This is a genomic window from Bifidobacteriaceae bacterium, assembly GCA_031281585.1.
Lineage (GTDB): Bacteria > Actinomycetota > Actinomycetes > Actinomycetales > WQXJ01 > JAIRTF01.
Genome location: JAITFE010000007.1, coordinates 1 through 25,023 on the forward strand (window position 1 = coordinate 1; position 25,023 = coordinate 25,023).

31 protein-coding genes, 1 tRNA gene and 1 pseudogene are annotated in these 25,023 nt (G+C 66.8%); 19 read left to right on the forward strand and 14 right to left on the reverse strand.

Annotated elements, in window-relative coordinates:
- Positions 1 to 266: 266 nt before the first annotated feature.
- From LBC97_00240 to LBC97_00250, 3 genes are all read right to left on the reverse strand, one after another.
- On the reverse strand, positions 267 to 983 hold the full coding sequence (locus LBC97_00240) for a DeoD-type purine-nucleoside phosphorylase (protein MDR2564490.1): 717 nt from the start codon (positions 981 to 983) through the stop codon (positions 267 to 269).
- A gap of 38 nt (positions 984 to 1,021) precedes the next feature.
- Complete coding sequence (gene mscL / locus LBC97_00245) at positions 1,022 to 1,378, reverse strand: large conductance mechanosensitive channel protein MscL (protein ID MDR2564491.1); 357 nt, start codon at positions 1,376 to 1,378, stop codon at positions 1,022 to 1,024.
- 182 nt (positions 1,379 to 1,560) lie between these two features.
- On the reverse strand, positions 1,561 to 2,580 hold the full coding sequence (locus tag LBC97_00250) for an NYN domain-containing protein (GenBank protein ID MDR2564492.1): 1,020 nt from the start codon (positions 2,578 to 2,580) through the stop codon (positions 1,561 to 1,563).
- Positions 2,581 to 2,917: 337 nt separating this feature from the next.
- Here LBC97_00250 and LBC97_00255 point away from each other — a divergent pair.
- Positions 2,918 to 3,115, forward strand: a pseudogene (locus LBC97_00255) (TrmB family transcriptional regulator).
- A 721-nt stretch (positions 3,116 to 3,836) separates the two neighbouring features.
- Here LBC97_00255 and LBC97_00260 read toward each other — a convergent pair.
- Both LBC97_00260 and LBC97_00265 read right to left on the reverse strand, forming a co-directional pair.
- Positions 3,837 to 4,214 carry a hypothetical protein gene (locus tag LBC97_00260; GenBank protein ID MDR2564493.1) on the reverse strand — a complete coding sequence of 126 codons (378 nt, stop codon included), beginning with the start codon at positions 4,212 to 4,214 and terminating at the stop codon, positions 3,837 to 3,839.
- A 13-nt stretch (positions 4,215 to 4,227) separates the two neighbouring features.
- Positions 4,228 to 4,455 (reverse strand): hypothetical protein, encoded by a 228-nt coding sequence (locus LBC97_00265; protein ID MDR2564494.1) that lies wholly within the window; start codon positions 4,453 to 4,455, stop codon positions 4,228 to 4,230.
- Positions 4,456 to 4,655: 200 nt separating this feature from the next.
- On the opposite strand from LBC97_00265, the gene LBC97_00270 reads away from it, so the two are divergent.
- The 3 genes from LBC97_00270 (at position 4,656) to LBC97_00280 (ending at position 6,467) form a co-directional block, all read left to right on the forward strand.
- Positions 4,656 to 4,922, forward strand: a complete 267-nt coding sequence (locus LBC97_00270; GenBank protein ID MDR2564495.1) for a hypothetical protein — start codon at positions 4,656 to 4,658, stop codon at positions 4,920 to 4,922.
- A gap of 55 nt (positions 4,923 to 4,977) precedes the next feature.
- Positions 4,978 to 5,346, forward strand: a complete 369-nt coding sequence (locus LBC97_00275; GenBank protein MDR2564496.1) for a PIN domain-containing protein — start codon at positions 4,978 to 4,980, stop codon at positions 5,344 to 5,346.
- Between the two features lie 248 nt (positions 5,347 to 5,594).
- Positions 5,595 to 6,467, forward strand: a complete 873-nt coding sequence (locus tag LBC97_00280; GenBank protein MDR2564497.1) for an NmrA family NAD(P)-binding protein — start codon at positions 5,595 to 5,597, stop codon at positions 6,465 to 6,467.
- Between the two features lie 115 nt (positions 6,468 to 6,582).
- On the opposite strand, the gene LBC97_00285 is transcribed toward LBC97_00280, so the two are convergent.
- From LBC97_00285 to LBC97_00295, 3 genes are all read right to left on the reverse strand, one after another.
- Entirely contained in the window at positions 6,583 to 6,939 is a 357-nt protein-coding gene (locus LBC97_00285) for a helix-turn-helix transcriptional regulator (GenBank protein MDR2564498.1), read from the reverse strand.
- A 341-nt stretch (positions 6,940 to 7,280) separates the two neighbouring features.
- Positions 7,281 to 7,625, reverse strand: coding sequence for a transposase (locus tag LBC97_00290; protein MDR2564499.1), 345 nt, complete (start codon positions 7,623 to 7,625; stop codon positions 7,281 to 7,283).
- Positions 7,517 to 7,834 (reverse strand): transposase family protein, encoded by a 318-nt coding sequence (locus LBC97_00295; GenBank protein MDR2564500.1) that lies wholly within the window; start codon positions 7,832 to 7,834, stop codon positions 7,517 to 7,519. Before LBC97_00295 ends, LBC97_00290 begins: the two co-directional genes overlap by 109 nt.
- 299 nt (positions 7,835 to 8,133) lie before the next feature.
- Between LBC97_00295 and LBC97_00300 the strand changes: the two genes are divergently transcribed.
- Together LBC97_00300 and LBC97_00305 are read left to right on the forward strand one after the other, a co-directional pair.
- On the forward strand, positions 8,134 to 8,370 hold the full coding sequence (locus LBC97_00300) for a hypothetical protein (GenBank protein ID MDR2564501.1): 237 nt from the start codon (positions 8,134 to 8,136) through the stop codon (positions 8,368 to 8,370).
- The gene (locus tag LBC97_00305) at positions 8,360 to 8,770 is read left to right on the forward strand and encodes a PIN domain-containing protein (GenBank protein MDR2564502.1); all 411 of its coding nucleotides are present in this window, start codon (positions 8,360 to 8,362) and stop codon (positions 8,768 to 8,770) included. Before LBC97_00300 ends, LBC97_00305 begins: the two co-directional genes overlap by 11 nt.
- A 403-nt stretch (positions 8,771 to 9,173) precedes the next feature.
- Here LBC97_00305 and LBC97_00310 read toward each other — a convergent pair whose 3' ends face one another.
- On the reverse strand, positions 9,174 to 10,010 hold the full coding sequence (locus tag LBC97_00310; GenBank protein ID MDR2564503.1) for an alpha/beta hydrolase: 837 nt from the start codon (positions 10,008 to 10,010) through the stop codon (positions 9,174 to 9,176).
- A 477-nt stretch (positions 10,011 to 10,487) separates the two neighbouring features.
- Complete coding sequence (locus LBC97_00315; protein MDR2564504.1) at positions 10,488 to 10,700, reverse strand: hypothetical protein; 213 nt, start codon at positions 10,698 to 10,700, stop codon at positions 10,488 to 10,490.
- Between the two features lie 189 nt (positions 10,701 to 10,889).
- Between LBC97_00315 and LBC97_00320 the strand changes: the two genes are divergently transcribed.
- The 7 genes from LBC97_00320 to LBC97_00350 all read left to right on the forward strand — a co-directional run bounded on the left by LBC97_00320 (position 10,890) and on the right by LBC97_00350 (position 15,214).
- On the forward strand, positions 10,890 to 11,333 hold the full coding sequence (locus LBC97_00320; GenBank protein ID MDR2564505.1) for a hypothetical protein: 444 nt from the start codon (positions 10,890 to 10,892) through the stop codon (positions 11,331 to 11,333).
- A 312-nt stretch (positions 11,334 to 11,645) separates the two neighbouring features.
- The gene (locus LBC97_00325; GenBank protein ID MDR2564506.1) at positions 11,646 to 12,170 is read left to right on the forward strand and encodes a maleylpyruvate isomerase N-terminal domain-containing protein; all 525 of its coding nucleotides are present in this window, start codon (positions 11,646 to 11,648) and stop codon (positions 12,168 to 12,170) included.
- Positions 12,171 to 12,454: 284 nt separating this feature from the next.
- A complete protein-coding gene (locus LBC97_00330) occupies positions 12,455 to 12,796 on the forward strand; it encodes a PaeR7I family type II restriction endonuclease (GenBank protein ID MDR2564507.1) in 342 nt (113 codons plus the stop codon).
- A gap of 120 nt (positions 12,797 to 12,916) precedes the next feature.
- Positions 12,917 to 13,087, forward strand: a complete 171-nt coding sequence (gene rpmG / locus LBC97_00335) for a 50S ribosomal protein L33 (protein MDR2564508.1) — start codon at positions 12,917 to 12,919, stop codon at positions 13,085 to 13,087.
- Positions 13,088 to 13,095: 8 nt separating this feature from the next.
- Positions 13,096 to 13,545, forward strand: coding sequence for a MaoC family dehydratase N-terminal domain-containing protein (locus LBC97_00340; protein ID MDR2564509.1), 450 nt, complete (start codon positions 13,096 to 13,098; stop codon positions 13,543 to 13,545).
- On the forward strand, positions 13,545 to 13,964 hold the full coding sequence (locus tag LBC97_00345) for a MaoC family dehydratase N-terminal domain-containing protein (GenBank protein ID MDR2564510.1): 420 nt from the start codon (positions 13,545 to 13,547) through the stop codon (positions 13,962 to 13,964). Before LBC97_00340 ends, LBC97_00345 begins: the two co-directional genes overlap by 1 nt.
- A 143-nt stretch (positions 13,965 to 14,107) precedes the next feature.
- On the forward strand, positions 14,108 to 15,214 hold the full coding sequence (locus LBC97_00350; protein MDR2564511.1) for a UDP-N-acetylmuramate dehydrogenase: 1,107 nt from the start codon (positions 14,108 to 14,110) through the stop codon (positions 15,212 to 15,214).
- 233 nt (positions 15,215 to 15,447) lie between these two features.
- Here LBC97_00350 and LBC97_00355 read toward each other — a convergent pair whose 3' ends face one another.
- Together LBC97_00355 and LBC97_00360 are read right to left on the reverse strand one after the other, a co-directional pair.
- Complete coding sequence (locus LBC97_00355; protein MDR2564512.1) at positions 15,448 to 16,479, reverse strand: adenosine deaminase; 1,032 nt, start codon at positions 16,477 to 16,479, stop codon at positions 15,448 to 15,450.
- Positions 16,480 to 17,110: 631 nt separating this feature from the next.
- The gene (locus LBC97_00360; protein ID MDR2564513.1) at positions 17,111 to 18,334 is read right to left on the reverse strand and encodes a pyridoxal phosphate-dependent aminotransferase; all 1,224 of its coding nucleotides are present in this window, start codon (positions 18,332 to 18,334) and stop codon (positions 17,111 to 17,113) included.
- 127 nt (positions 18,335 to 18,461) lie between these two features.
- On the opposite strand from LBC97_00360, the gene LBC97_00365 reads away from it, so the two are divergent.
- The 6 genes from LBC97_00365 (at position 18,462) to LBC97_00390 (ending at position 22,036) form a co-directional block, all read left to right on the forward strand.
- Positions 18,462 to 18,534: transfer RNA gene (locus LBC97_00365), tRNA-Trp, on the forward strand.
- A gap of 62 nt (positions 18,535 to 18,596) precedes the next feature.
- Positions 18,597 to 18,821 (forward strand): preprotein translocase subunit SecE, encoded by a 225-nt coding sequence (secE, locus tag LBC97_00370; GenBank protein MDR2564514.1) that lies wholly within the window; start codon positions 18,597 to 18,599, stop codon positions 18,819 to 18,821.
- Between the two features lie 40 nt (positions 18,822 to 18,861).
- Positions 18,862 to 19,725, forward strand: coding sequence for a transcription termination/antitermination protein NusG (gene nusG, locus LBC97_00375; protein ID MDR2564515.1), 864 nt, complete (start codon positions 18,862 to 18,864; stop codon positions 19,723 to 19,725).
- A 106-nt stretch (positions 19,726 to 19,831) separates the two neighbouring features.
- Positions 19,832 to 20,263: a 50S ribosomal protein L11 gene (gene rplK / locus LBC97_00380; protein ID MDR2564516.1), complete on the forward strand. Its 432-nt coding sequence runs from the start codon at positions 19,832 to 19,834 to the stop codon at positions 20,261 to 20,263.
- Between the two features lie 83 nt (positions 20,264 to 20,346).
- Complete coding sequence (gene rplA, locus LBC97_00385) at positions 20,347 to 21,063, forward strand: 50S ribosomal protein L1 (GenBank protein MDR2564517.1); 717 nt, start codon at positions 20,347 to 20,349, stop codon at positions 21,061 to 21,063.
- Between the two features lie 193 nt (positions 21,064 to 21,256).
- Positions 21,257 to 22,036: a YwaF family protein gene (locus tag LBC97_00390; protein ID MDR2564518.1), complete on the forward strand. Its 780-nt coding sequence runs from the start codon at positions 21,257 to 21,259 to the stop codon at positions 22,034 to 22,036.
- Between the two features lie 291 nt (positions 22,037 to 22,327).
- Here LBC97_00390 and LBC97_00395 read toward each other — a convergent pair whose 3' ends face one another.
- Both LBC97_00395 and pgi read right to left on the reverse strand, forming a co-directional pair.
- Entirely contained in the window at positions 22,328 to 23,134 is an 807-nt protein-coding gene (locus LBC97_00395; protein MDR2564519.1) for a hydroxymethylpyrimidine/phosphomethylpyrimidine kinase, read from the reverse strand.
- Positions 23,135 to 23,174: 40 nt separating this feature from the next.
- Entirely contained in the window at positions 23,175 to 24,860 is a 1,686-nt protein-coding gene (gene pgi, locus LBC97_00400; protein MDR2564520.1) for a glucose-6-phosphate isomerase, read from the reverse strand.
- Positions 24,861 to 25,023 lie beyond the last annotated feature (163 nt).

Consider the following 25,023-nt stretch of genomic DNA (forward strand, 5'->3'; position numbering starts at 1 on the left):
CCCGGCCTGAACTTCCAAATCACCCGGACCCTGACAGCCGGGGAAACCTACCACCTCGCCATCCGCCCCTCCAACCAAACCCAAACCAACACCAACCCCGGCCCCTACACCAGCACCGCCACCCACACATAAACCCACAACCCCCGCCCCGCCCCGGCAACCACACCACCGGGGCGGGGTCCCGGAGCGTTGCCGCCACACGGTAGACCATCGGCGTCCCGCGCCCTTCGTCGTTCATGACGGCGGGAGCGTTTGGGGTACCTCTACTACTCCAGGTCGAGGAGGGCGGCCGCCATGCCCAGCTCGAGCGCGCGGGCGAACTGCGTCTCACGCTCAGCGGCGGTCATGTCTTGGCCGTCCGCCACCAGGTGGTCGGAGACGGTGAGGACCGCGAGCGCGGCCTTGCCCTCGGCGGCGGCAACGCCGTAGAGGCCCGCGGCCTCCATCTCCACCCCCAGGACGCGGTGCGCGGCGAGCGCCTCCAGCGCGCCTGGCACTTTGAAGTAGAAGTGGTCTTCGCTGACCACCGTTCCCACCTTGACCCGCGGGTCGCCCAAGGCGGCTCCAACGGCGGCGGCCGCGAGTCGGAAGTCCGCCACGGCCGAGAAGTGGACGGACGGAATGCGGTTTTCGTTCATGGCGCTGGTGGTGTGGGCGCCGAGGGCGATCAACACGTCGCCACGAGCGACCCCTGGCGCTATCCCGCCTGCGGTGCCCACCCGGACGATCCGCTCAACGCCGTAGAACCGGTACAGCTCGGTCGCGTAGATGGCGATCGACGGCATGCCCATCCCGCTCGCCATGATGGACAGCGGGCGGCCGTCATAGGTGCCGGTGTATGCGCGGATGCCCCGCACGTCGGACACAACTCTCGACTGGTCCAGCACAGCCTCCGCCATGCGGTCGGCCCGGTACGGGTCGCCGGGCATGATGACCGCCGGGGCGAAATCGCCCGGCTCCGCGCTGATATGTGGTGTGCTCATAAGCCCACCCTAGTTGGCTGGCGCGGAGCCGGGGCGAGCTAGGACTTCTTGGCCAACAGGTCGCGGATCTCGGTCAGGAGCTCGTCTGTTGTGGGCGGGGCCGGCTCCGCGTCCTTGGTCAGCTTGTCCTTCAGCAACTGGTAGGGCCGCACAATCCCGAAGTACAGCACCGCGGAAACGATCACAAAGGAAACCAACGCCGTCAGGAAGTTGCCCACGTTGATCGAGCCGATCTTGACCGTGCCGAAGTCCGGATTGCCGCCCACCAGACCGATCAAGTCCATGATGATCTTGGTGAAGTCCTTCACAACCGCGCCAAAAGAGGCGCCCAGAATGAACGCGACCGCCAAATCGATCAAGTTGCCGCGCATGAGGAAATCTCTGAAACCCTTCATGGGTCTTCAAGTTACTCTCGCTTGGCTCTGTCCCGGCACGCGGGCCAGGCGAGTCCTATGAGTTGGCCGCATTGGCCGGAGGCGTGGGGCGAGTGTGGGGCTGCCGGTGCGTCACATCGCGGTGACGCCTCCCTGCGCCGCCTTGGAATCGTGCGCCTCCTGGCCACCAACCCACCAGGCGGTCAGCCGATTTCCCGCTCGAAGACCTCCCAGAAGCGGTCCCGCAGCCGGTTGCGGATCCCGTCCGAGAGGTCGTAGTCGTTCAGCCGGTGGGCCAGGTCCAGCAGCAGCGCGCGGTCCACCTCGCGCGGGATTGAGCGCCGGTCTTTCAGCGCCCCGGCCAATTCCTCCGGCGCGGCGCTGCCCATGAACGATTTGACGACGCCAGAGACCACCGAATCGATTGCCTCGCGGACCTGCGTCTCTTCGAAAGCGTATTCGGGGGCGACAGTCGGCTTGGAGCCCGTCTCCGAACGGTACGCCAGCGCAGACTCGGCGCCGCGTTGCAGGGGCAGGGCGCTGGCGATCAGGGGGGCGGTCACACCAGGGCCGGGCTTAGGCGTCGGCAAAGCTGGCAACGCGGGCGACTGCCGGGGTGTGGATGGGTGGCCTGGCCGGGGGCCAGGCCGGGGTATAACGTGCTGGGACATCACCGCCGGAGTGCGCGTCACGGCTTTGTCGAGCCCTTCGGGCTTGACGAGTTCGACGCCGTCAGACGCTCGTTGCAGGTGTTCGGAAACGCCGTGCGGATGGCCCTGCCTGTCTGGAATGGCCAGCACTATTACTTGGACGCCGTGGTTCTGGGCCTCCTCCACCGCCTCCGTCAGGTCGTCGTCGCCGGAGACCAGGAAGATGAAGTCGACCGCGCCGTTACGCGATTGCGCCACCATGTCCAGGCCGATCCTCAGGTCGACCCCCTTTTGTTCGCCGTTGAAGCCGACCCGTCCCAGCCTGACTTTGACCCGCGGCAGGGACCCGATCCGCTGTTGATCGGGGTCCGGCAGCGCGTTCTTGGCCGCGTCGTACCAGTTCACACGCAGGAGGGGCACACCCGCCGTCGCCTCGGCCTGGCTGGTCAGAACCGCAATCAGCTTGTCGTAGTCCACGCGGATGCCGGAGCGCAGCGAAGTCCCGGTCAACCGGGTGGCCACCGAGGCCAACAGGTAACCGGCGTCAACGTAGAGTGAGCACTGGGATCGCATTATTACAATATGATAACGGTCCGCGCGCCTTTCGGCTCCACCCCGGACGTTAACATTGCCCGATGCCGTCCGCCCGCCCCGCGTTTTCCGCCGTGGAACGCTGCCAGACATCTCCGTAGGCCTGATCCATGTCGTCCCCCCCCAACGGCGCGGCGACGACCTCAAACCCGGCGCCCCGCAGGGCTTTCCGCTGTGGGCGATTACCCCTTGCGCTGCGGGGAGGGTGACATCATAGGCTTCAAGAGCACTTTCTCCCGACCCTGATTGGAGTGCCATGTCAGCTTCGCCCAACCCGCCCCAAGGCCCCTTCGATTCCGGCCAACCTGCGGGGTTCGGCCAACCACCGGTTCAGCCCGACTACCAGCCCGGCTATCAGCCCGCGCCGCCGCAGTACGGGCAGCCGCCTGTTCAGCCCTATTACCAGCCCGGCTATCAGCCCGGCCCGCGGCCTGCGCCGCCGCAATACGGCCAGCCGGGCCAGGTCCAGTACCAATACCAGCCGCCATACCAAGCGCCAGGTCCGGAGGCGCCAAAGCGCGGATTGGCGATAGCAGCGCTGGTGCTTGGCATCTTGGCGCTGCCGCTTTCCCTCATCCCAGTGCTCGGCTTGCTTGCCTGGCCGCTGCCTGTGCTGGCCTTGATATTCGGAATCATCGCCTTGGTGGGAGCCTCCAGGCGGGGGACGGGCAAGGGCATGCCCGCCACAGCATTGGTGCTCGGCGTGCTTTCGCTGATCGGCTGCTTCCTGAGCACGTGGGTCTTCTCCGCAGCGGTGGATGAGGCCGGCAGGGAGCTTGAGGAGATTGGCGCCGACTTGTCTGGGGAGAACACCGATCAGATCCTGGCCGAGGAGATAACGGTGGAGATCGGCGAGTTCAGCGCCACCGTGGATGAATTTGGCGCGGTGACCTCTTCCCTGCCGGTGCGCGTGACCAACCGTACGAATGAGGCCGCGACCTACTGGATGTCCGTTGAGGCGGTGGATGCCGAAGGCGTCCGGATCGACGAGGACCCCTCGTGGATGGTCAACGACTTGGCGCCGGGCCAGACCGCCTCAGCCGAACTGTTCAAGTTTGTGACGGCTGACGAAGTGGAAGCCCTAAACGCGGCCGAGTTCCGGGTTTACGAGGTCTCGAAAATGTGATTCCGCAGGGCCGCCGACGGCGTCCGCGTTGCGACTCCTGACTCAGGTCCCTTCGCCAAACCAAGACTGAACCACAGTCCCGCCGCCCGCATCTACGTTTCGTTCCCGTCGCCTACACGGCGATCAAGTGGATGCCGGGGTCGACCTTTCGCAAGTCCTCCGGATCTGAGGTCACGACAGAGTGTCCCCGCTGCCTGGCATCCAAGGCGACGTGGACATCGACAATGTCGTGGTGCCCGCTTCGCCCACAAATCAAGCCGACGGCACGGGCACTGATGGCGTCCAGGGGGACCACCACCACCCCTGGGTCTCGCAGGAGCCGCGCGATGCGAGCCTGGCGCGGGCCACCCATCCAGGTCTGGGCGACCACGCCAGCGGGAATGGATAACGTCAAGCCGTTGTCCGCAGCTCGGCGAAGCAAGGCGCGAACGGACCGATCGCCCCGCTCAAGGGCCAACAGCGCCCCGCTGTCCAGGGTTAGTCCTGTCACCAGCGGCAGCCCATCACGCCAGGCCCAGTTCGCGGTCGGCCCAGGCCAGGTCATTCTCGCTGAGCGGGCCCAGTTCTCGGTCGAGATCGTCCAATAGCCGGATCAGGCTGTCCTCCTGTTCAGCCCGAGCTACCGCAGCGCTGATGAATCCCGACACCGACTTGGCCTTGCCTTGGCTAACCGCTCGTCGAATCGAGTCCACTTGTTCGTCGGGCAAGCTCACAGCTATTTTCTGAGTCATACCGAAAGCATACCGCCGGAGCGCGGGCCGCTTTGGGCGTTCGACAGAAAGCTGGCCAACCAACACCCGGCCGCGCGTCCGGTGCCGCCCGAACCGGAAGGTACCCCACGAACCTGGCCGGAGGCGCGGCAGCTTCTCCATTGGCCGTGCTCTACATTGCCTTCGTTGAAGGCAATGACTTGAAAGGACGGGGCCGAGAGATGGCAACCATGACGCTGCGCGGCTTGGATGAGGACACTCGGCGCGCCCTGCGCGTGCGCGCCGCTCGAAACGACCGCTCAATCGAGGCCGAGGCCCGTGCCATCCTGCGGTCCGCCGTCCTGCCGCAGCCGGCGGTGAATTGGTTCGACCGCGCCCGAGCGGCGGCGGCCGGGGTGGCATTCGAGGAAGGCGAGTTGAACGGCTTGCGGGGAGCCGACGAGCCCCGCGCCGCGTCGCCCGGAGCCGTCGAGGGCGCCGCATGCTGATCGTGCTGGACGCCAACGTCTTGTCGGAGCCGCTCGGCGCCAATCCCGGCCGGAGGTGGCCGCCTGGGCTCAATCAGTCTCCGGCCAACATTTGTGCACCACCGCTGTGACGGTGGGCGAGCTTCGGTACGGCATCGCGCGGCCGCCTCATGGCGCCCGCAAGGAGTGCTTGCGCGCTGGCGTGGACACCGCGCTGGGCGCCCTCGGGGAAAGTGGGGTGCTCGCCCACGACCGCGCCGGCGCCGACATCCTTGGGGTCATCATCCTGGAGCGCGAGTCGCAGGGCAGGCCCATCCAGCGAGCCGACGCGCAAGTCGCCGCGATCTGCCGCAGCCAGGGCGCGGTCCTTGCCACCCGAAACACCTCAGACTTCGACGGCCTCGGGCTAACCCTGGTCAATCCCTGGCACTCCGGCGTAATTTGACGTCGGCCGCCCCCTTTTCCTTGTCGAACCAAAGACAATTCTGAAGTCCGAGGTGGCCCAGCTACGCGACATCACCAACCAAATTGGTGAACCCCAAGCCGCAGGTATGGCGACATTCGTGCCGTTGCCGTCTTCGCGGCCGGCGGGCGGGACGCGATCTCCGGAATGCCCTGGTGGCACCCGCGTTTCTCAGGGGATAGCAACTATCTCGTTGACAACCCATCCCCGAACTGTGGTCTGCTGTCCGCATGAGCGAATCTACACAACCTTTGATTGTCGTCCACGGCGGCGGGGGCGCACAGGCAGCTCCAGTCGTCCGGCGCCTGATCAACGACGGCTTCGCGGTCCGGGTGGTGTCCCGCCAACCGGACCGGCGGACCTACCCGGCCGGAGCCGCAAGCGTCGCCGCCGACTTGAACGACGCCGCATCCTTGACCGCCGCGTACGCAGGCGCGACCGGCGTCTACCTCCAACTCCCCCTCGAATTCGATCCCGCCGTCGCGCCAAGACAGTCTGAGAACGCCTTGGTGGCTCTCGCGCGCTCGGGCGTCGGCCAAGTGGTGTTCAACACCGGGCTCGGCCTGACCGACCACGCCGTCGGCTCCCCCTTCGTGGATGCCCGCGCCACGCTAGTCCAGCGTCTCCCCGGCGTAGTGCCGAAGACCACGGTGACCGGCCCGGAAATGGCCTACATGGACAACCTGGCCATGCCCTTCTCCCGCGCCACGATCCGCCAGGGACGGGTCGAGTACCCGCTTGCGGACGTGGCGCCGGTGGCCTGGGTCAGCGCGGCCGACGTCGCCGACGTCGCCTCCCGCGCCTTCCGCTCCTCCACGCCGCCCCCGATCCGGATCGTGCGTGGGCCTGCTATGCTGACCGGTCCCGAACTGGCCAGGGCCCTGGAGGCCGGCCTCGGCCGCCCCGTGGCATGGGCGGCTATCACGCCTGACCGCTACCGCGAGTTGTTGACTCCGGTGATCGGCCCAGCGGCCGCGATGGGAATCGCCGACGCCTATGCTCACCCTGCTCCGCCGCGACCACCGCTCCCAGAGAGCCAGGTCGAGGTGGGCCGGACTACGGTCACCGTTTGGGCGCGCGGCATCAAGTGGGACGCCGACTGAAGATCCTCGCTCCGATAGCGCGGAGCCAAGCGGAACGAGGTCACTTTGGTGGATCCCCAACCCGTCCCGTGCCGCATTGCCGGTTCCATGGCCGCAAGGTCGCAACGACCCGGCGTCACAACAGTTCGGACCGGTGCGCATCGCCCCATTCGCCCATGGCATTGAGCACGGAGACCAGCGTTTGGCCGAGAGGTGTTAGCCGGTAAGCGGTGCGGGGCGGGACTTCGGCGAACACCTGGCGGGTCAACACCCCTTGCCGTTCGAAGGCGCGCAACCGATCCGTCAAGATTTTGGCCGTGATAGGGGCGAGAGATTTCCTCAACTCGCCGAACCGGCGCGGCCCGTGCAGCAACTCGCGGATTACCAGGACAGACCACTTGCCGTCCAAAACTCGAAGGATGACCTCAACCCCGCAAGCGGGAACCGGAGCCGACTCGCTACGCATTGGCTCGAACGCGGGTGCAGTCGTCATGTTTTTCATCATACCGAGCCAATCGTGATGAAGGAGTGCGGGATTAAAGGGGCGGAGCGTAGCGCCAGGTGGCGGCGTTCCTGGACGAATCCACCGAATGGCCGGTCACCGACGGCTGGCGGTCAATCCGAGACTTGGGATAGCGCCGATCCGACATGACTGTACCGGCCAATCCGACGCTGAGGGGCTGTCCGTAAATAGGCGCCCCGCAGTATGGGCGTATGGCCGTTATCCCAAGAAGTCCTCTTGGAAAGATGATCCCCCGCCGTGCGGAGATATTAGTGGAGAAAGCACCGGCTGACGCACGGGTGGTTCTGATCAACGACGCGCGCCAATGAGGATTAAAGGAAACTGGTCTTGAGGAATCGTAGTGCGAGGGCGGCGGCGGTTGTTTGCGGGTGCGTGTGGTGGGGTCTGCGGTAGTCGGTGCGGAAGATTCTCAGGGTTTTGAGTTGGGCTATGGTTTGCTCGATCCGCCATCGGATCTGGTTGACTTGTTTGTTGAACTCGGCGAGGTGGTCGGGGAGGGTTTCCCATGTTGGCTTCTTCTTGGCGGGGTGATGAGCCCGAGCCCTATTCAGGCTTTGTCGGCTATGTGGGCGGGCGGGTCGGGGATGTCGAGGAGGCCGGAGGCGCGCAGCGCTTCGGAGTCGTGGGCGGAGCCGGGGGCGGGGTCGGGCACCCAGGCGAGGCGCCCGTCCAGGCCGCAGGCGACTTGGATGTTGAGGCCGGTTGTGCGGTGTTTGCCGGAGTGGTCCTCGGGGTGGTCCCGCCAAGACCAGAAGGGGGCCAGGGTGCCGTGTCCTGGAGCGCGAGCTGCAAGGCAGGCCCATTCAGCGAGCCGACGCGCAAACCGCCGCGATCTGCCGCAGCCAGGGGGCCCTGCTGGCCACAAGGAACACCTCGGATTTCGACGGCCTGGGGCTCACTCTGATCAACCTCTGGCATTTCAGCGCGATCTGACGTGGGCCACCCCGGATCGAACACGAACAGAATGCAGATCTCGCTCCTACCCCCGACTCCGTTCAGACGTTGAAACTAAAACCGATTGGGCCCCCGTCGTCAGCCGATGACGTAGCGGGTGTCCCCAAACGAAGCCTCGATCAAGAGCGTCCCGCCCAAGTCAAGCCCCGCCGCAGGTCAGGTGGAACCCGCAGCTCATGGGCCACACAGAATACGTGTTACACTGATTACGTGGCGAATCTGACGTTGGCGATCGATGACTCCCTTCTCAAGGCCGCCCGCGTCCGCGCGGCGCAGGAAGACACATCCGTGAACGCCCTGGTGCGGCGGTTCATCGAAGAGTACGCGACCAACACACACCGAAGGGCCGCGGCCAAGAGGCAAATCATGGAGCAGGCGGCCCATTCCGCAGCGTCCAGCGGAACCGCTGGACGCCAGTGGACCAGGGACTCGTTGTATGAGCGTTAGGGCGTTTTTCGACTCAAACGTCCTGGTCTACCTGTTTGACCAGGCCGACCAAGCCAAGCGGACGGCCGCCGCCCGCGCCCTCGAGGCCCACGAGCCAGTCATTAGCGCCCAAGTCCTATCCGAGTTCTACTGGGTAACGACAAGGAAACTCGCGCATCCGCTGACGCCAGGAGCAGCTCAGGCGGCCGTGGCGGAACTCAGCAACTTCGAGGTGGTCCCTTTAGACAGCACCCTGGTTCAACGGGCCGTCGAAACGTCCCAGCGTCACCAACTGAGCTATTGGGATGCGTTGATAGTCGAAGCAGCCGCACGCGCTGGTTGCGAGGTGCTGCTGACCGAAGACCTGTCCTCGGGCTCAACACTTCGCGGCGTGCGGATCCTTGATCCCCTAGCTGGTTGACAACCACGGCCCCGCCGAGGATCCCGCCACCCCGCTCCGCCACCAGATCCGGGCCACACCCCGACCAATAGGTCCCCACCCGGTGCCTCGCCATGACGCGGCATAGAGTCTCGACAAGCGTGCGGTCGGTGTCGCCGTGCTCGACCCCCGACCAAACCCGCGTACAACTCCGGCGCAAGAGCCCAAACGCGAGCCCGCTTACTCGCGCTAGCTGTTGGGCTTGCGCGGAACTCGACCGCATCTCGGCGCGATCGGCACCCAAGACGGGCAAGCGGACCTTCGCCCCGGTCCGCTCATACTGGTCCGCCTGCCAAGAGAACCACATCGAGCCGCTCGCGGCCATCGCCGCCGCCTACCGGCGCCAACCCTAGTACCCGCAGCCAACGCCACCTGACCAGTTACCCTAGACGCGGGTTGCCGAGAGAAATTCCCGAATCTTCTCCGCGCATAAAGCCGGTTCGTCCAACCACGGCAGATGTCCCGCGCCATCAAGCGCAGCGAACCGGGAGCCTTCGATGTAAGAGGCTATTTCTTGCCCATCTTCAACCGAGCCGAAAGGATCGCTTGAACCCCAAATCAGCAGCGTTGGTCTACGGACCCTCCGCAGGTCTTGCTCGCGAATACGAATCTTCGGCCTTGAACCGAACAGGGAGCAAGTCGCTTCCATTAGGCTCAGCGCGGAGATCCGGTAATGCGGCAAGTGCTGGAATCGGTAGTAACACTCTGCCATTTCTCTCGGCAATGCAGAAACCGTCCTTTGGCCATGTCCCATGAAGGAAAGGCCGCGTAGGGCTTGACCGGGGCGCTTGGGAATTGCAAACGGAAATACCGCTCGGTTGATCCCTGGAATCGAAGTTATTCGCAAAGCCAAGGGCGGCCGACAACCCAAGACGTTTCCCGGCACCCCAAGCAGGACCAACCGCTCAACGCGTTCGGATTGATCCATGGCGAACCACAGGCTGCGGTGGCTGCCCATGGAATGCGAGATAATCGGCACACGATCCAACTCCAGATAGTCCAAGACAGCGCCCAACGTTTCATTCGCCAATGCTCTGTAAGGGACGGTTCGGTAATCCATTCCTTCGCTCAGACCGCCGCCAGGCAGGTTTAGAGCAATCAGCTGGTAACCCGAAAGCCGCGCGATGAGCGGGGCAAAGGGGAAACTGTCGCCGGTATTTCCCGGCACAATCAACACAGGGGGTCCATCGCCAAACATGCAGAGCCGCGCTTTGATGCCCAAGGACTCTATTGTGAAATGTCTAGCCTCATACGATATGCCGTAATGCTCATACAATCGCCGCTCAGCCCGTACCGCCGCAATCACTTTGGGATCAGAGGAGGAAAGCGTCAGTGGTCTGGCAGAAGCCGTCCCGGAAACTCCCTTCATCTCAGGATCGCTCCCCTAGCGCACTTTTACCGACGGAAGCGAACACGCCCTTTTCGGCGGTCTTGTCGGTTGCTTGACCACGGCCACTTTCAAGGCTGCCAACCCGCGCCAACAGACTCGCTCGCGACGGCCCGTCGCAAAGATGCTCCACAACCCTTCCGAAACCGCCGCCGGCGGACGCGGCGGACGAAATGGCCGCCGTTCCCAAAAGGTAAGAGCTCCCCAGAAAAACATCCGCCACGGTTGCAGGTGCTGCGCCCGCGCGAGGATCACCCGTCATGACCGGCAAGGATACCTGGTGTTGTCCAGCCCACGTAGACCCGTCTTGGGTCAAGGATCCGACCCGAAGCCCCAACTGACGCCTCGACCTGGGGCGACGCAGACAATCGTCTCCTCTTGAGGGAACTGAATCACGCGCCGCCACACGGAGCCATCGTCGTCAAAGTGCAGCCATGGCTGGACGTTGTCCCGCGCGATCCGCGACCGCGGCAAGCCCTCCATGTCCAACATCCGCGCCTGCTCGATCTGCTCCAACGTCAGCATTCCTTTTCAAGTTGTCCTTCCTCCGGGGCGATTGCGACGAAGGCAGAGCCTCACACGCCAACAACCAAATGGCGAAACCGGAAAAGACTGCCCGCCCACAGTGGAAACAACCCCCTGCCCACGCCGGCAAGAAGCATTCGATCAGAGACATGCGCTGGATGCATCGTTGATGCGTCTGCTGCAGGGCCGGTGGCGTCGGCGCTGGTCGTGCCGGCGTTGTGCGCCTTGAGGGTGGACGTTCCAGCCTCGGCCGCGCCGGGCCACCAGATCACGGTTACAGCCACCGGGCATGCCGGACAGCAGGTGCGGGTGTGGTTGCACTCAACCCCGGTTCTGCTGGGCACGGTCACGTTGGATGCGGACGGCCGGGGGGTGGTGACGATCCCGGCTGGTACGCCGCTAGGCGACCACCGGGTCGTGGTGCAAGCGCTGGACGGTTCCCTGATCGGCTGGGACGGCATCGTGCTCCGGGCGGCCTCCCAAACGGCCGAGCCGCAGCCGGACGGTGAAGCGCTTCCCGTCACGGGCGCGGACATCGGCTGGGCCCTGATCGGGGCGGTCGGGCTGTTGCTGCTCGGAGCGTGCGCGCGGATCAGGGCGCGCGAACGCCGCACCCGCCCGGCGAACACCTGACGGACCGCGCCCGTCAGGCCTCCGCAGCCCCCGCCGCGCAGGCCGGCGGACTGGCGAGTCCGAGGGCGCTTCGGCGCGGAACCCTCTGCTGTTCAAGCCACCCACGCCGGGGCGGAGCGGCGGGGTTTGATGGCCCAATTGTGCGCCGAATAGGAAACCCTGCCCGCCGCCGACCAGGCCCGCTGGGCGCCGGTCCCGCACGGGTGCGGGTTGACCCGGAACCAAGCCGCCCGGTCGGGGGCTTTCGGCGCGTTGCACGCGGCGCTCGACCGCGCCGAAATCAATGTGGGTGAGACTTTCTAGGATTGAGGTATGGCGGTGGGACCGGAGCGGCTGGCTTGGGAAGTGGGAGAGCTGGCGTGCTTGTTCAAGCTGCTGGGCGAGGATCAACTCCGCATCCGGGTCTACCCGGAATGGGACGCGCTGGACGTGCTACGCCACGTCGTGTGGTGGCACGAGAGCTTCGCCGCTATCGCCAAGGCAGCAGCCGGCGGAGACAAGCCGGTCGTCCCGCGAGGCGCCCTGCATGAGGTCAACGCCCAGTCCGTCGCCGACCTGAAACAGGCCGGGGTCACTGCGCTCATCCGAAGGCTGAACGCCGCTCAGCGGCAGGTCGAAGCGTGTGCGGCCCTGCCTGCCGGGACCATGCTGGACTATCGGCGTGGATCGCGGCGCTACTCGTATCCCGAGCGAATCGACGTCTCGGTCGGGGAAATGGGCGAGCATCGCCGAGACGTGCTCAAGGCCGTCCTGTCCGACCGGTCAGGCGACGTTGCGAGCCTCTGCCCACTTGGCCCTGGCCAGCGCCGCGACACTGGCCGGGCCGGTCCACATTGATTTCAGCCCATTCCAGATTTTGCGCCGACGTCGGCATGACGTGTGGGACGGCATCGGGGCGCGGACAGGGAGATGCTGGCTGAGGCGGGCCGGGCGGGCGTCAAAGTGGCTCCGCGCGACCTTGAACGCGTTTACGGGCTTCCCGCCGGGAGTTTGGCGTGTTTGGCGGACGGAGATGCCGGGTGAGCCTCGACTTGGCCCCGTTCGAGTTGAACGCCGAACTTGTGGATCGCGCACCGTGAGGGCGCGTTCGGCGACCCGCGGCCCCCGTTCCTTGCTGGCTCATGCTTGTGGAGGACTGCCCGCCGTCCCGGAAGCCTGGCCAGCGGGTGGTGTCCCCGCATTTCCCCGCCCTCCCCGAGTTCGAGGCCGCCTCGTACCTCGAGCGGTACAACATCCTGTGCCGCAAGCTCATGCAAGAACGCCCACACACCGCCGCAGGTCTGGTGACGTCGCCGCGGGAGGCCGGATCGACCGGCGTCTACAACGACGTCTCTGAGGAGACCCAGCGTGCGGGCCTTCTCGCGCCGCTTCGCGGCGGCCATCGCCGCGGCGGTCAACTGACCGGAAACCGACCAGGGGCACGGAAACACGGCGCGGAAACACGGGCTGCGGGGAGTTGGTAGACTCCCTGCGGCACAGTTGTGGCCGGGCGCGCCCCGGCCACGGAATACCACGGTCTTCGCGGGTGTTGACGCGATCAGGCCCGTCCCGCATGGGACACCGAGACGGAAGGAATGAACGCGATGGCTTCGAAGACGACCGATGTTCGGCCCAAGATCACCATGGCTTGCACCGTGTGCAAGGAGCGGAACTACATCACCAAGAAGAACCGCCGCAACCACCCCGACCGCATGGCGTTGGCGAAGTTCTGCCCGCGCTGCGGCAAGCACACCGAGCACCGGGAAACGCGCTAATCACGCGCATGCCGGTTGATCCGGCTTTCGCCGGGCGCGTCTACCCGCCCGTTGGCCCCTACCTGGTGGAACGCGACCAATTGCGTCAGTTCGCGGCCGCCGTGGGCGCGGGCGCGCCCGCGTGTTTCGACCCGGCGGCCGCCCGAGCCTTGGGCTACGGGGACGTGGTTGCGGCGCCGACGTTCGCGGTCGTCATCGCGCAACAGGCCGAGTCCCAATACGTGGGCGACCCGGCGGCGGGGATCGACTTCGCGCGCGTGGTCCACGCCGAGGAGTCGTTCGCCCACCACCGGCCGATCATCGCGGGGGACCGGCTATGGGCCGTGCTGACGGTCAAGTCCGTCGCGCAACGCCTGGCCATTACTACGGTCACCACCAGCGTCGAGTTGCACGATGCCGTCCGTCAGCCAGTCGCCACCGTCACCTCCACGCTCGCGGTGCGCGGGGAGCCGGGCTGATGCGTGCGTCGGGCGCCCGCGTGGGGGACCGGATCGGCCCGGTTGCCGTGGCGCTGACCCGCGCTGACTTGGCTCGTTACGCCCAGGCCTCCGGGGACCGCAACCCCATCCATCTGGACGAGCAGGCCGCCAACGCGGTCGGGTTGCCGGGCGTGATCGCCCACGGCATGTTGACGATGGGCCGGGCGATCCAGCCGGTGGTCGAATGGGCGGGCGGCGATCCGGCCGCAGTGGAGCGTTATGCGGTGCGTTTCGCCAGGCCGGTGCCGGTGCCCGCGGAAGGCACTGCGGATTTGGCGGTCGCGGGCGAGGTTGTGGCCGTCGAGGCCGGAACGGCCACAGTCAACCTGGTTGTGACGCTGGCCGGCCAAAAGGTCCTGGGCAAGGCCCAGGCGACGGTCCGCCTGCCCCAACCCTGACCGCCCGCCCCACGAACGGCGACGGCCCTGTTCCCGGCAAACCGCCCGGTCGCCTTCCGGCCTCCGGATCCGGCTCGACGGCTGCGGGGACTGTGCCCGCCGCGCGGCCTTTGTCTGCGGAATAGGCGGTTAACCTTGTGAGCGTGGAACGCTTGGACCTGCCCCTCGCCTCGCCGCTCGTCGGCCCGGGCGCTTCCCTGGCGGAGTTGACCACGTTCCGGATCGGGGGCCGGCCCGGCCGGCTGGTCGACTGCCACACTGAGGCCGACCTGACTGAGGCCGTGCGGGAGGCGGACGTGGCCGGGGAGGCGCTGCTCGTCATCGGCGGCGGTTCCAATCTGTTGGCGGCGGAGGACCCTGGCGGCCTGACCGTGGTGCGGGACCGGCGCGGCGACGTGCGGGCGGAAGAGGAAGGCGGGCGCGTCCTGGTGACGGCCGCGGCGGGCGTGGCGTGGGACGCGCTGGTCGAATGGGCGGTCGGGCGGGGCTGGACGGGGCTGGAGGCGCTGTCCGGGATTCCCGGCTCCGTTGGCGCCGCGCCGGTGCAAAACATTGGGGCGTACGGCGCGGAGGTCGGCCAAGCCATCGAGTCGGTGCGGGCTCTTGACCGGCTGGCCGGCAAGATTGTGCGGCTGGGGGCGGCGGAACTGGGCTTTTCCTACCGCGACTCCGCCCTCAAGCGCTCCCTGGGCCGAATGGCCGGCCCAACGCCGCGTTGGGTGGTGTTGGACGTGACTTTCGGCATCGACGCGGGGACCAATGCGGGCGCGGCGGCTGTGCGACACGACCAACTCGCGGCCGCTTTGGGCGTGCGGGTCGGGGAGGCAGCCGAACTGGCGGCGGTCCGCCGAGCCGTGCTGTCGATCCGGCGGGGCAAAGGCATGGTTCTTGACCCAGCCGACCACGACACCTGGTCGGCGGGCTCGTTCTTCACGAATCCGCTGGTCAGCGCGGTCGTGGCGGGCGAACTTCCCCCGGCGGCGCCACGTTTCCCGGCCGAGGGCGGCCTGGTCAAGCTCTCCGCGGCGTGGCTGATCTCCAACAGCGGGGTGGGGCGCGGCGAAGGCGTGCGGGCGGGGGCGCGCGCCACGACGTCCTCCAAACACGTGTTGGCCTTGACCAACCGAGGCGGCGCCACCAGCGCTGACGTGCTGGAACTGGCCGACTGGATCGCGGCCCGCGTGGCGGACCGCTTCGGCGTCCGGCTGACCCCCGAACCGGTCATTGTGCCCCCCGCCGGGCCCCGCTGACCGCGCCAACCCGCCGGGCACCGCCGGGCCGGCGATTTGCTACGACCTGGGGACACACCCGACGCACGGCGCCACACATGGGGACGGTGATTTGTTTGAATACTGGGGACACACCTGCCGGTCCTGCGGTAACTGATTGCGCTGGTAGCCGCCCGGTCGGGGCAGACGTCTGTCCCCACCATTCAAAGAAGTCACCGTCCCCGGTTTGAAGGATGGGGACAGATGTGGGCGGATCAGGTGGGGCACAGCCAGGCGCCTATGCCGGCCAGCAGGGACTGTTTTGTGGCGGGGGTCGCGCGGGACGCCTGGACGGAGGCGCTCGCCAGCCCGGCCAACTCGGCGTCGGTGAAGCCGTGGACCTCGCGCAGCATCCGGTATTGGTCAACCAGCCGGGAGCCGAAGATGAGCGGGTCGTCCGCGGAGAGCGTGACCTGGGCCCCCGTCGCCAGGATGGACCGGATCGGGACGGCGGCCGCGTCGGGGTAGACGCCCAGGGCCACATTCGACAGCGGGCACAGTTCGAGCGCGACCCCCGACTCGGCGAGTTCCCGCAGCAGCGCGGGGTTCTCCACCGCCCGCACGCCGTGGCCCAGCCGGTCGGGTTTGAGCGCCCGCGCCAATTGGCGGACGTGGTCCGCGCCCAACAACTCGCCTCCGTGCGGCACGGACGCCAACCCCGCCGCCCGCGTGATCGCGAAGGCCGGCGCGAATTCGTCCGTGTCGCCCCGGCGTTCGTCGTTTGAGAGCCCGAATCCCACCACCTCGCCCGGACCGTCGCCCGCGTGGCGCGCGGCCAGCCGCGCCAGTGTGCGCGCCTCCAGCGGATGGCGCAGCCGGGACGCCGCCACCACCAGCGCGACCTCGACGCCCGTGCGCGCGGACGCGGCCCGAGCCTCGTCCATGACGATCTCCAGCGCCGGTGTGATCCCGCCCACATTGGGGCCGTACGTGGTCGGATCGATTTGGAGTTCCAACCGGCCCGAGCCCTCCGCCGCGTCGTCCTCCACCGCCTCCCGCACCACCCGCCGCATGGCCGCCTCGTCGGTCACGACTTTGCGCGCCGAGTCGTAGAGCCGCTGGAACCGGAACCAGCCGCGTTCGTCCGGGGACAGCCTCAACGTGGCCCGGTCGGTCAGGCCGCGCGAGATCCGAATGCCCCGATCGGCCGCCAACTCATTCAGCGTGGCGAGCCGCATAGAACCCGTGAAGTGCAAGTGCAGATGGGCTTTCGGCAATTTGGCGAGGTCACGCACGCGTCGCCCCATCCTCGCCCGCCCGCCGAGCGCGCGCCGAGCGTCGCCGCCGGGCCAGACCGCTCGTCGACACCACCCGGCCGGTGGTGTCGTTCGCGGGTGCCTTGCCGCCGATGCCGTCCGCCCGCCCCCCGGCGTTTCCCCAGGTCATGGGGTTACCCCGGTTCCGGCCGTGGCCTGGCGGGCACCGCTCGTCGACACCACCCGGCCGGTGGTGTCGTTCGCGGGTGCCTTGCCGCCGATGCCGTCCGCCCGTCCCCCGGCGTTTCCCCAGGTCACCGGGTTCCCCCGGTTCCGGCCGCCGCTTGGGGGGCACCCCTCATCGACACCACCTAGGCGGTGGTGTCGTTCGCGGGTGTTGGGCGCAGATTGGGGCCAGAAATGGATGTGGGTCGGGAGGCGCCTCCCCCGTGGCGCCTCCCGACCCCTCGGGATACCCCAATCCCGAGTGGCTGGCCGGCAGGCCCGCGGTGTCAACGAGCGGCCGACCATACCGCCAAAGCTCAGGGCGGCACCTCTAGTAGAACCGTTGCGCGCCGGAATAGCAAAACCACCATGAGTCGTCTCACGGTTTGGACAAAGCGGCCCGACCAGCGGGAACCGCGCCGCCCGCCTCACCGCCGCACAACCCCAAAGCGACAGGTCAGCGCGCCTCTCCCAGGAGGGCCTGAAGCCGCGCGACCCCTTGGGCCAAGTCTTCGTCGCCCAGCGCGCAGGACAACCGCAAAAAGCCGGACGGCCCGAACGCCTCGCCCGGCACCACGGCCACCTGGGCCTCGTCCAGGATCAGCGACGCCAGTTGCGCGGACGTCATGGGGCGCGCCCCCCTGATGGTCTTGCCGAGCAACCCCTGAACGGACGGGTAGGCGTAAAACGCGCCGGACGGCATCGGGCAATAGACGCCCTCGATCTCCCGCAACATGCCGACCATGGTGCGCCGGCGCCGGTCGAACGCCTCGCGCATCTCCAGCGCGACGTCGAGCGGCCCGCTGACCGCCGCCAACGCGGCCCGTTGCGAGACGTTCGCCACGTTCGAGGTCAAGTGGGATTGCAGATTGGTGGCCGCTTTGACCACGTCCGGCGGCCCGATCAGCCAGCCGACCCGCCACCCGGTCATGGCGTAGGTCTTGGCGACCCCGTTCAGAATGACCGCCTGGTCGGCCAGTTCCGGCACCGCCGTGACGATCGAGGTGAAGGGGACGCCGTCGTAGACCAGGTGCTCGTAGATCTCGTCGGTCACAACCCACACGCCGTTGTCCAGCGCCCAGCGGCCGATCGCCTCAGTTTCCGATGCCGTGTACACCGCCCCCGTTGGATTCGACGGGGAGACGAACACCAACAGTTTGGTGCGGTCGGTCTTGGCCCGGTCCAATTGCTCCACGGTCACCTTGTATTCGGCTTCCGGCCCGGCGAACACGGGCACGGGCACGCCGCCGGCGAGTTTGATCGCCTCCGGGTAGGTGGTCCAGTAGGGGGCCGGCAACAGCGCCTCGTCGCCCGGGTCCAGCAAGGTGGCGAACGCCTGGTAGACCGCCTGCTTGCCGCCGTTGGTGACCAGCACCTGGCTCCATTCGACGGCGTGGGCCGAATCCCGCATGGTCTTGTCGGCGATGGCGTGCCGGAGTTCCGGCAGCCCCGCCGCCGGGGTGTAACGGTGATTGGCGGGGTTGCGGGACGCGGCGATTGCGGCTTCCACAATGTAGTCCGCCGTGGGGAAATCCGGCTCTCCGGCCCCGAAGCCGATCACCGGCTTGCCTTCGGCTTTGAGCGCCTTCGCCTTGGCGTCCACGGCCAGGGTGGCGGACGGCTCGATGGCGGCGATGCGGCGTGAGATGCGTGTGCGCGGTTTGGTCACGGTTTCAATCATTCCACGGCCGGGCGGGAGGGCTGCCCGGCGGAAGGCGTTGGTCCGATCCGGTACCGTTAATTGCGGCGCCGCTGACTCGGTTAGCCATCGGGGCCTCCCATCGCATACACTGGGCGGCTGGCGTTCTAGGGCAGTGGCGCAATTGGTAGCGCACCGGTCTCCAAAACCGGCGGTTGTGGGTTCGAGTCCCGCCTGCCCTGCGGATTCACGGCCGGACCAATGCGGACCTGCCAACTCAACACCAACGGACCGGAAGGAAATCATGGCTAAAGCTGCGGGGGCAACCGAGACTCGGCTCGGCCCCATCGGCCGCCTGGTGCGATTCGTCCGCCAGGTGATCGCCGAACTGAAGAAGGTGGTGCGCCCCACCCGCCAGGAATTGATGACCTATTCCAGCGTTGTGGTGGTGTTCGTGTTGATCGTGATGGCGTTCATCTTCGGGGTCGACACCTTGATCGGCAAAGCCGTGATGGCGGTCTTCGGCTAGCCCGGACCAGAAGAGAACGACAGAAGTAGAGGAACAAGAAGTGGTTGATCAAGAGGCTGGCGTCGAGTCGGCTGAACTGGCCCCAGCGGCCGAGCCGGCCGAACCCGCCGAGCCCACCCCTGACGACCAGGCGCTCGCAGAGGCCGCCGATCAGGCCGAGGACGTGGCCCAGGCCGCCGAAGAGGCCGTCCAAACCGGGGAGGACCCCGCCGACCAGGCGGAGGCCGCCGCCGATGCCGCAGACGCCGCCGAAGAGGCGACCCCAGCCCCGGAGGAGCCCGCCCCGCCCGCAGTCGATCCGTTGGACGAGTTGCGCAGGGACCTCGCCTCCAAGCCCGGCGACTGGTACGTGGTCCACTCCTACGCGGGCCAGGAGAACCGGGTCAAGCACAACCTGGAAACGCGGGTCGTCTCCCTCAACCAGGAGGATTCGGTTTTCGAGGTCCATGTGCCCATGGAGGAAGTCACCGAGATCAAGAACTCGCAGCCGAAGGTGGTCAAGCGGGTGCGCATCCCCGGTTACGTGCTGGTCCGGATGGACTTGAACGACGACTCGTGGGGCGCCGTCCGCCACACGCCCGGCGTGACCGGTTTTGTGGGCCACACCCACCAGCCGGTGCCGTTGACCTTGGACGAGGTCGTCTCCATGTTGGCCCCGGAGTTCAAGACGCCCGATGCCGTTGGGCCAGACGGCGCGCCCGTCCCGGCCGGCGGCGCCGCGGCTCCCGTCAGCGACTTCACGGTGGGCGAGAACGTCACCATCACCGATGGCCCGTTCGAGACCCTGGCCGCCACGATTTCGGAGATCAACACCAAGACCGGCAAGCTGAAAGTGTTGGTCTCCATCTTCGGCGGGGAAACCCCGGTCGAACTGAGCTTCAGCCAAGTGGCCAAACAACCGTAAGGCTGGAAACACGCCCGGAGCGCCGGGCCTGGTTTAGCTGGTACTGGGCCGGACGGCATCGGGCAAAAGATGAATACAAAACGAGGTAGCAAGAAAAGGACCCAAAATGCCTCCTAGGAAGAAGGTCTCGGCCGTTCTGAAACTTCAGATCCAGGCCGGGCAAGCGAACCCGGCGCCGCCCATCGGCCCGGCTCTTGGCGCCCACGGCGTCAACATCATGGAGTTCTGCAAGGCTTACAACGCCGCGACGGAATCGCAGCGCGGCAACGTGGTGCCGGTGGAACTCACCGTTTACGAAGACCGGTCGTTCAGCTTTGTGCTGAAGACCTCGCCGGCGGCGGAGATGATCAAGAAGGCGGCGGGCCTGGACAAGGGCTCGGCGACTCCGCACACCGCCAAAGTCGGGTCGATCACCAGCGCGCAAGTGCGTGAGATCGCCCAGACCAAGATGCCGGACTTGAACGCGAACGACATTGACGGCGCGGCCAAGATCATTGCAGGCACCGCACGCTCCATGGGCGTGACGGTAACCGACTGAACCAAGCGAGTGGGAGGGCCGCGCTGGCCCGCACCACGACTGCGACAAGTGACTGCTCAGAACAGCAAAGCAAAGGAAAGCAGATGACTCAGCGCTCGAAGGAATACAAGAAGGCCGCCTTGTTGGTGGACAAAACCGAACACTATTCGCCGCTTGCGGCGGTCCGGTTGGCCAAGAAGGTCGCGACGACCAAGTTCGATCAAACGGTCGAAATCTCGTTGCGGCTCGGGGTTGACCCCCGCAAAGCCGATCAAATGGTTCGCGGCACCGTCAATCTGCCGCATGGCACCGGCAAGACCGCCAGGGTCCTGGTCTTCGCCGTGGGCGAAAGGGCGAATCAGGCCATTGAGGCCGGCGCGGACGAGGTGGGCGGCGACGAATTGATCGAGAAGGTCGCGGGCGGCTACACCGATTTCGACGCGGCCGTGGCCACGCCGGACTTGATGGGCAAAGTCGGCCGGCTGGGCCGGATTCTCGGCCCGCGCGGTTTGATGCCGAACCCGAAGACGGGCACGGTCACAATGGACGTGGCCAAGGCCGTCACAGAAATCAAGGGCGGCAAGATCGAATTCCGGGTTGACCGGCACGCGAATCTTCACTTCATCATTGGCAAGGCCTCTTTCTCCGACAAGGACTTGGTTGAGAACTACGCGGCCGCGCTGGAGGAGGTCATTCGGTTGAAGCCGTCCACCTCCAAGGGCCGGTACCTGCTGAAGGGAACGCTGGCCACCACCATGGGGCCCGGGATTCCGCTCGACCTGACCAAGACCAGGAATCTGACGGCCGAGGAAAACGCGTAAGCAGTTCGCCCCCGCAGTCGCGGCGGCCCGGATGGTCTTTACTCCTCCTTTTCCCATCCGGGCGGCCGCCCCTAGGGTGGCCGCGCCGCGTTTGACCGGCCCCGTCGACTTCACTTCGGCGGCGCCAATCGCGTAGCGTGGTACCCGACAAGTCCTCGTCAGCTTTTAGTCCCCAACTGGTAAGGCTTCGCTTGTGAATCCACCGATTTACGTCTTCTCTGTTCCGTGGTTGGCTTTTCTGCTGGCTCTGGCGGCCATCGGCGTCGCGCTGTACTTGGCCGGACGCCGTCTTGGCGATTCGGGCCGCCGCCGGCTTCTGGTTGGCGCCAGCGTGGCGAACCTGGTCTGCTTCGCCCTCTACATGGTGGGGTTGGTCACCCAGAGCGACTTCCCGGCGCACGTGGTGTACGACATGCCGCTGCAACTTTGCTCGCTGGTGACGTTCAGCCTGATCCCCGCGATCCTGGCGAAGATCAACTGGCTTCGCGGGTTCGTCTACTTCATCGGCTGCCTGGCGGGGTTCTTGGCGTTGTTCTCGCCCGCCACGGGGATTGAGGGGGTGGGCGTGTTCAGCCCGCTGTCGATCGGCTTCTTCGGGTCGCACGGCCTCAACGTGGTGATCGGAGCGTTGATCGCCGCTTTGGGGCTGTACCGGCCCAGCTACCGCGAGGCGTTCAAGACCCTGGGCTGCTTCGGCGTGCTGGTCGGGATCATGGCGCTGGTCAACTTCGGCGTCCGCGCCACTATCGCGGCCCAGGCCAATTACTTCTACTTCTTCGACCCGGAGGGCGCGGACATCCTGGTGGCCCTGCACAACCTGGTCGGTCTGCCCGTGCTCTACCTCTTCCCGGTCCTGCCGCTGCTGGTGGGGGCCCTGATGGCCCAGGCCGCGATCTACCGGGGCGGCTCGCGGTTGGCGGCGCGCCGCGCGGCGGCCCGCCTGCCGGGCCCGGGCGGCGCGGCCCGGGCCTGACCGCCCTCCGGGCGCGCCCTCACGCGGATTCGCGGTCAACTGCTGCTGCTGTTCTTTGCCCCGCCTGCCGGGCGCGCCCTCACGCGGTGCCCGGCGCCCCCGGCCCGCTCTGGCCGGTTGGCACGGCCGGCCCGTAGTCGGCGGCGTCGTTAGCGGCGGCGAGATCTTTCCGGCTCATCGCCCCTGAAGGCTAAGACACATTCGATGTAAGAAACATCGCATGTACGTTAGGTCGGCGACCCAGCCGCAAGCGGGTTGCCGCACGCGGCCTGCCGGGCGGGAGGGCGCGGGTTAGGCACCTTGCCAGACCGTGTCGAAGGGGGTGTGGCCGGCCACGCGGTGTTCTATGCCGCGCGTCACGAACGCCTTCGCCGTCCGGACCGCGTCCGGCACCGAGGCGCCCTTGGCCAGTTCGGCGGTGATCGCGGCCGCGAAGGTGCAGCCCGCGCCGGAAACCCGCTCCTCGCCGATCTTCGGGACCGCGAGGACTTCGACGGCCGGCTCGCCGCCGCCGGGGGAGCGTTGGACCAGCACGTCGACCGCGTCCGGGCCGGGGAAGTCAAGCCCGCCCTTGACCACGGCGGCGCGGGGGCCGTACTCCAAGATGCGGCGGCCGGCCTCGATCAAGTCATCGACCGTCAGGAGCGGCCCCACCCCGGAAAGCGCTTGCGCCTCGAAGTTGTTTGGGGTCACCACGGTGGCCAACGGGAGAATCTTCTGGCGCAGGGCGTTGTCCGTGTTGAGCGCGGCACCCGGCTCCTGCCCCTTGCAGATCAGCACCGGGTCCAAGACCACATGCTTCCAGTCCTTCGAGATCAGGGCGGCCGCCACCGTGTCGATGGTGTCCGGGGTGCCCAGCATGCCGATCTTGACGGTGTCCAGGTCCTGCGAGGCGTTGGCCGCCTCAAACTGGTCCGCGATCACCTCGGGGGGGACCGGCACAAACCGATGCCCCCAGTTGTTCTTCGGGTCGAAAGAGACGACGCACGTGATGGTGCCCATCCCATAGACGCCAAGCTGTTGGAAGGTCTTGAGGTCGACCTGGATGCCGGCACCGCCGGTCGCTTCCGAGCCGGCGATGACATAGGCGAAGTGCACTTCTACGCTCCTTGGGCGCTCACATGAACGGGGAAGGCGCTCAAGGGCGCCGGGTTTTGCGGTAATACTCGACCATCGCTTGGGCCGAGGCGTCAAGTTGGGTAAGCGCCGCCTGGTCGCCCGCAAGGGCCGGGGTGACGCGATTGGCCAGAACTTTGCCCAGTTCAACACCCCATTGATCGAACGAATCGATGCCCCAGACGGTGCCTTGGACAAAAGTGATGTGTTCGTACAACGCGATCAACTGCCCAACGGTGGCCGGAGTCAAAGCCGGCGCCATGATGGAGGTCGAGGGCCGGTTGCCCGTGAACACGCGGGCCGCCACCAACTGTTCGGCGGTTCCCTCCGCCGCCACCTCGGCGGCGGTCTTGCCGAACGCCAGCGCCGACGTCTGGGCGATGAAGTTCGCGAGGAGGAGTTCGTGCACGTCCTGGGTGCCGTCCACCAGCGGCACCTGCGGGTTGGCGAACGCGATGAAATCCGCCGGTATCAATTCAGTCCCCTGGTGGAGCAGCTGGTAGAAGGCATGCTGCCCGTTGGTGCCCGGCTCGCCCCAGAAAACCTCGCCGGTGGAGGTGGTGACCGGCGAGCCGTCCCACCGGACCGACTTGCCATTCGACTCCATGGTCAACTGCTGCAAGTAGGCGGGGAACCGGGCCAGATGTTGCGCGTAGGGGAGCACGGCGTGCGAATGTGCGTCCCAGAAGTCCACGTACCAGACGTTGATCAGGCCCATCAAGACCGGGACGTTCCGCTCGAACGGTGTGGAGCGGAAATGCTCATCCATGGCGGCGAAGCCGCCCAAGAACTCGCGGAACACGGCCGGCCCCAACGCGACCGCCAGAACGGTGCCAATCGCGCTGTCAACCGAGTAGCGTCCGCCCACCCAGTCCCAGAAGCCGAAGGCGTTGGCCGGATCAATCCCGAACTCCGCGACCTTGTCGAGCGCTGTCGAGACGGCCACGAAATGCCGCCGCACGGCATCGGCGGCGTCTTCGGCGGACTTGATGGCGCCGCGGGCCGCCAACAGCTCCAACAGCCAAGACCGGGCCAGCCGGGCGTTCGTGAGCGTCTCCAACGTTCCGAACGTCTTGGACGCGACAATGAAAAGGGTTGTCTCCGGGTCCAGCGACATCAGCGTGTCGCCAATGTCAGACGGGTCCACGTTGGAGACGAAACGGGCCTTGATCTCCCCGTGGTATTCGGTCAACGCCTGGTAGACCATGGCCGGGCCCAGGTCTGATCCGCCGATCCCAATGTTGACCACGGTGGTGAAAGGCTTGCCGGTCAGCCCGGTCGCACGGCCGTCGCGGACGGATTCGGCGAAGCCCAAGAACTTGGCCAGTTCGGCGGCCACGTCCCCGCTGACATCCTGTCCCTCCACCACCAAAGCCGGTTCGGAAGACGGCCGTCGCAGGGCCGTGTGCAAGACGGACCGGTTCTCCGTCACGTTGATCCGCTCGCCGGAAAACATCGCTTCGACGCGCTCGCGAAGCGCCACCTGGTCCGCCAACTGCGTCAACAGGGCCACCGTCTCAGGAAGGATCAGGTTCTTCGACAAATCGACCCGAAGATCGGCCGCTTGGAAGGTCAACTCGGACGCCCTGCCGGGCGCTGCGGCAAACCACGACCGCAAGTCAACGCCCTGCTCAGCGAGTCCCTGAAGGTGTGTGGCGAGGGCCGCCCAGGCCGGTGTGGCAGCGGCGTCGATCGGGCTGTTGGTCATGAATACCCACCATATCGCGCCGGTCGGGAAGCGGGCTCGCGCGGCCGTCGGTTTGTATCAATTCTGTTTCTAAAACCGCGATTGGCTTGTATTGTGCCCCCACGGTGTGGTTAGCATGGGCTCCGACACGCCCGGTCGGCACCGCCCGGCTGGCGGCGGCGCC

Excerpts from the sequence above, each read along its gene's own strand:
- LBC97_00240 (MDR2564490.1), bottom strand. The coding sequence starts at position 983 with ATGAGCACACCACATATCAGCGCGGAGCCGGGCGATTTCGCCCCGGCG.
- mscL (MDR2564491.1), bottom strand. The coding sequence starts at position 1,378 with ATGAAGGGTTTCAGAGATTTCCTCATGCGCGGCAACTTGATCGATTTG.
- LBC97_00250 (MDR2564492.1), bottom strand. The coding sequence starts at position 2,580 with ATGCGATCCCAGTGCTCACTCTACGTTGACGCCGGTTACCTGTTGGCC.
- LBC97_00265 (MDR2564494.1), bottom strand. The coding sequence starts at position 4,455 with ATGACTCAGAAAATAGCTGTGAGCTTGCCCGACGAACAAGTGGACTCG.
- LBC97_00270 (MDR2564495.1), top strand. The coding sequence starts at position 4,656 with ATGGCAACCATGACGCTGCGCGGCTTGGATGAGGACACTCGGCGCGCC.
- LBC97_00280 (MDR2564497.1), top strand. The coding sequence starts at position 5,595 with ATGAGCGAATCTACACAACCTTTGATTGTCGTCCACGGCGGCGGGGGC.
- LBC97_00285 (MDR2564498.1), bottom strand. The coding sequence starts at position 6,939 with ATGACGACTGCACCCGCGTTCGAGCCAATGCGTAGCGAGTCGGCTCCG.
- LBC97_00305 (MDR2564502.1), top strand. The coding sequence starts at position 8,360 with ATGAGCGTTAGGGCGTTTTTCGACTCAAACGTCCTGGTCTACCTGTTT.
- LBC97_00315 (MDR2564504.1), bottom strand. The coding sequence starts at position 10,700 with ATGCTGACGTTGGAGCAGATCGAGCAGGCGCGGATGTTGGACATGGAG.
- LBC97_00325 (MDR2564506.1), top strand. The coding sequence starts at position 11,646 with ATGGCGGTGGGACCGGAGCGGCTGGCTTGGGAAGTGGGAGAGCTGGCG.
- LBC97_00330 (MDR2564507.1), top strand. The coding sequence starts at position 12,455 with ATGCTTGTGGAGGACTGCCCGCCGTCCCGGAAGCCTGGCCAGCGGGTG.
- rpmG (MDR2564508.1), top strand. The coding sequence starts at position 12,917 with ATGGCTTCGAAGACGACCGATGTTCGGCCCAAGATCACCATGGCTTGC.
- LBC97_00340 (MDR2564509.1), top strand. The coding sequence starts at position 13,096 with ATGCCGGTTGATCCGGCTTTCGCCGGGCGCGTCTACCCGCCCGTTGGC.
- LBC97_00345 (MDR2564510.1), top strand. The coding sequence starts at position 13,545 with ATGCGTGCGTCGGGCGCCCGCGTGGGGGACCGGATCGGCCCGGTTGCC.
- LBC97_00355 (MDR2564512.1), bottom strand. The coding sequence starts at position 16,479 with ATGGGGCGACGCGTGCGTGACCTCGCCAAATTGCCGAAAGCCCATCTG.
- LBC97_00360 (MDR2564513.1), bottom strand. The coding sequence starts at position 18,334 with ATGATTGAAACCGTGACCAAACCGCGCACACGCATCTCACGCCGCATC.
- secE (MDR2564514.1), top strand. The coding sequence starts at position 18,597 with ATGGCTAAAGCTGCGGGGGCAACCGAGACTCGGCTCGGCCCCATCGGC.
- rplK (MDR2564516.1), top strand. The coding sequence starts at position 19,832 with ATGCCTCCTAGGAAGAAGGTCTCGGCCGTTCTGAAACTTCAGATCCAG.
- rplA (MDR2564517.1), top strand. The coding sequence starts at position 20,347 with ATGACTCAGCGCTCGAAGGAATACAAGAAGGCCGCCTTGTTGGTGGAC.
- pgi (MDR2564520.1), bottom strand. The coding sequence starts at position 24,860 with ATGACCAACAGCCCGATCGACGCCGCTGCCACACCGGCCTGGGCGGCC.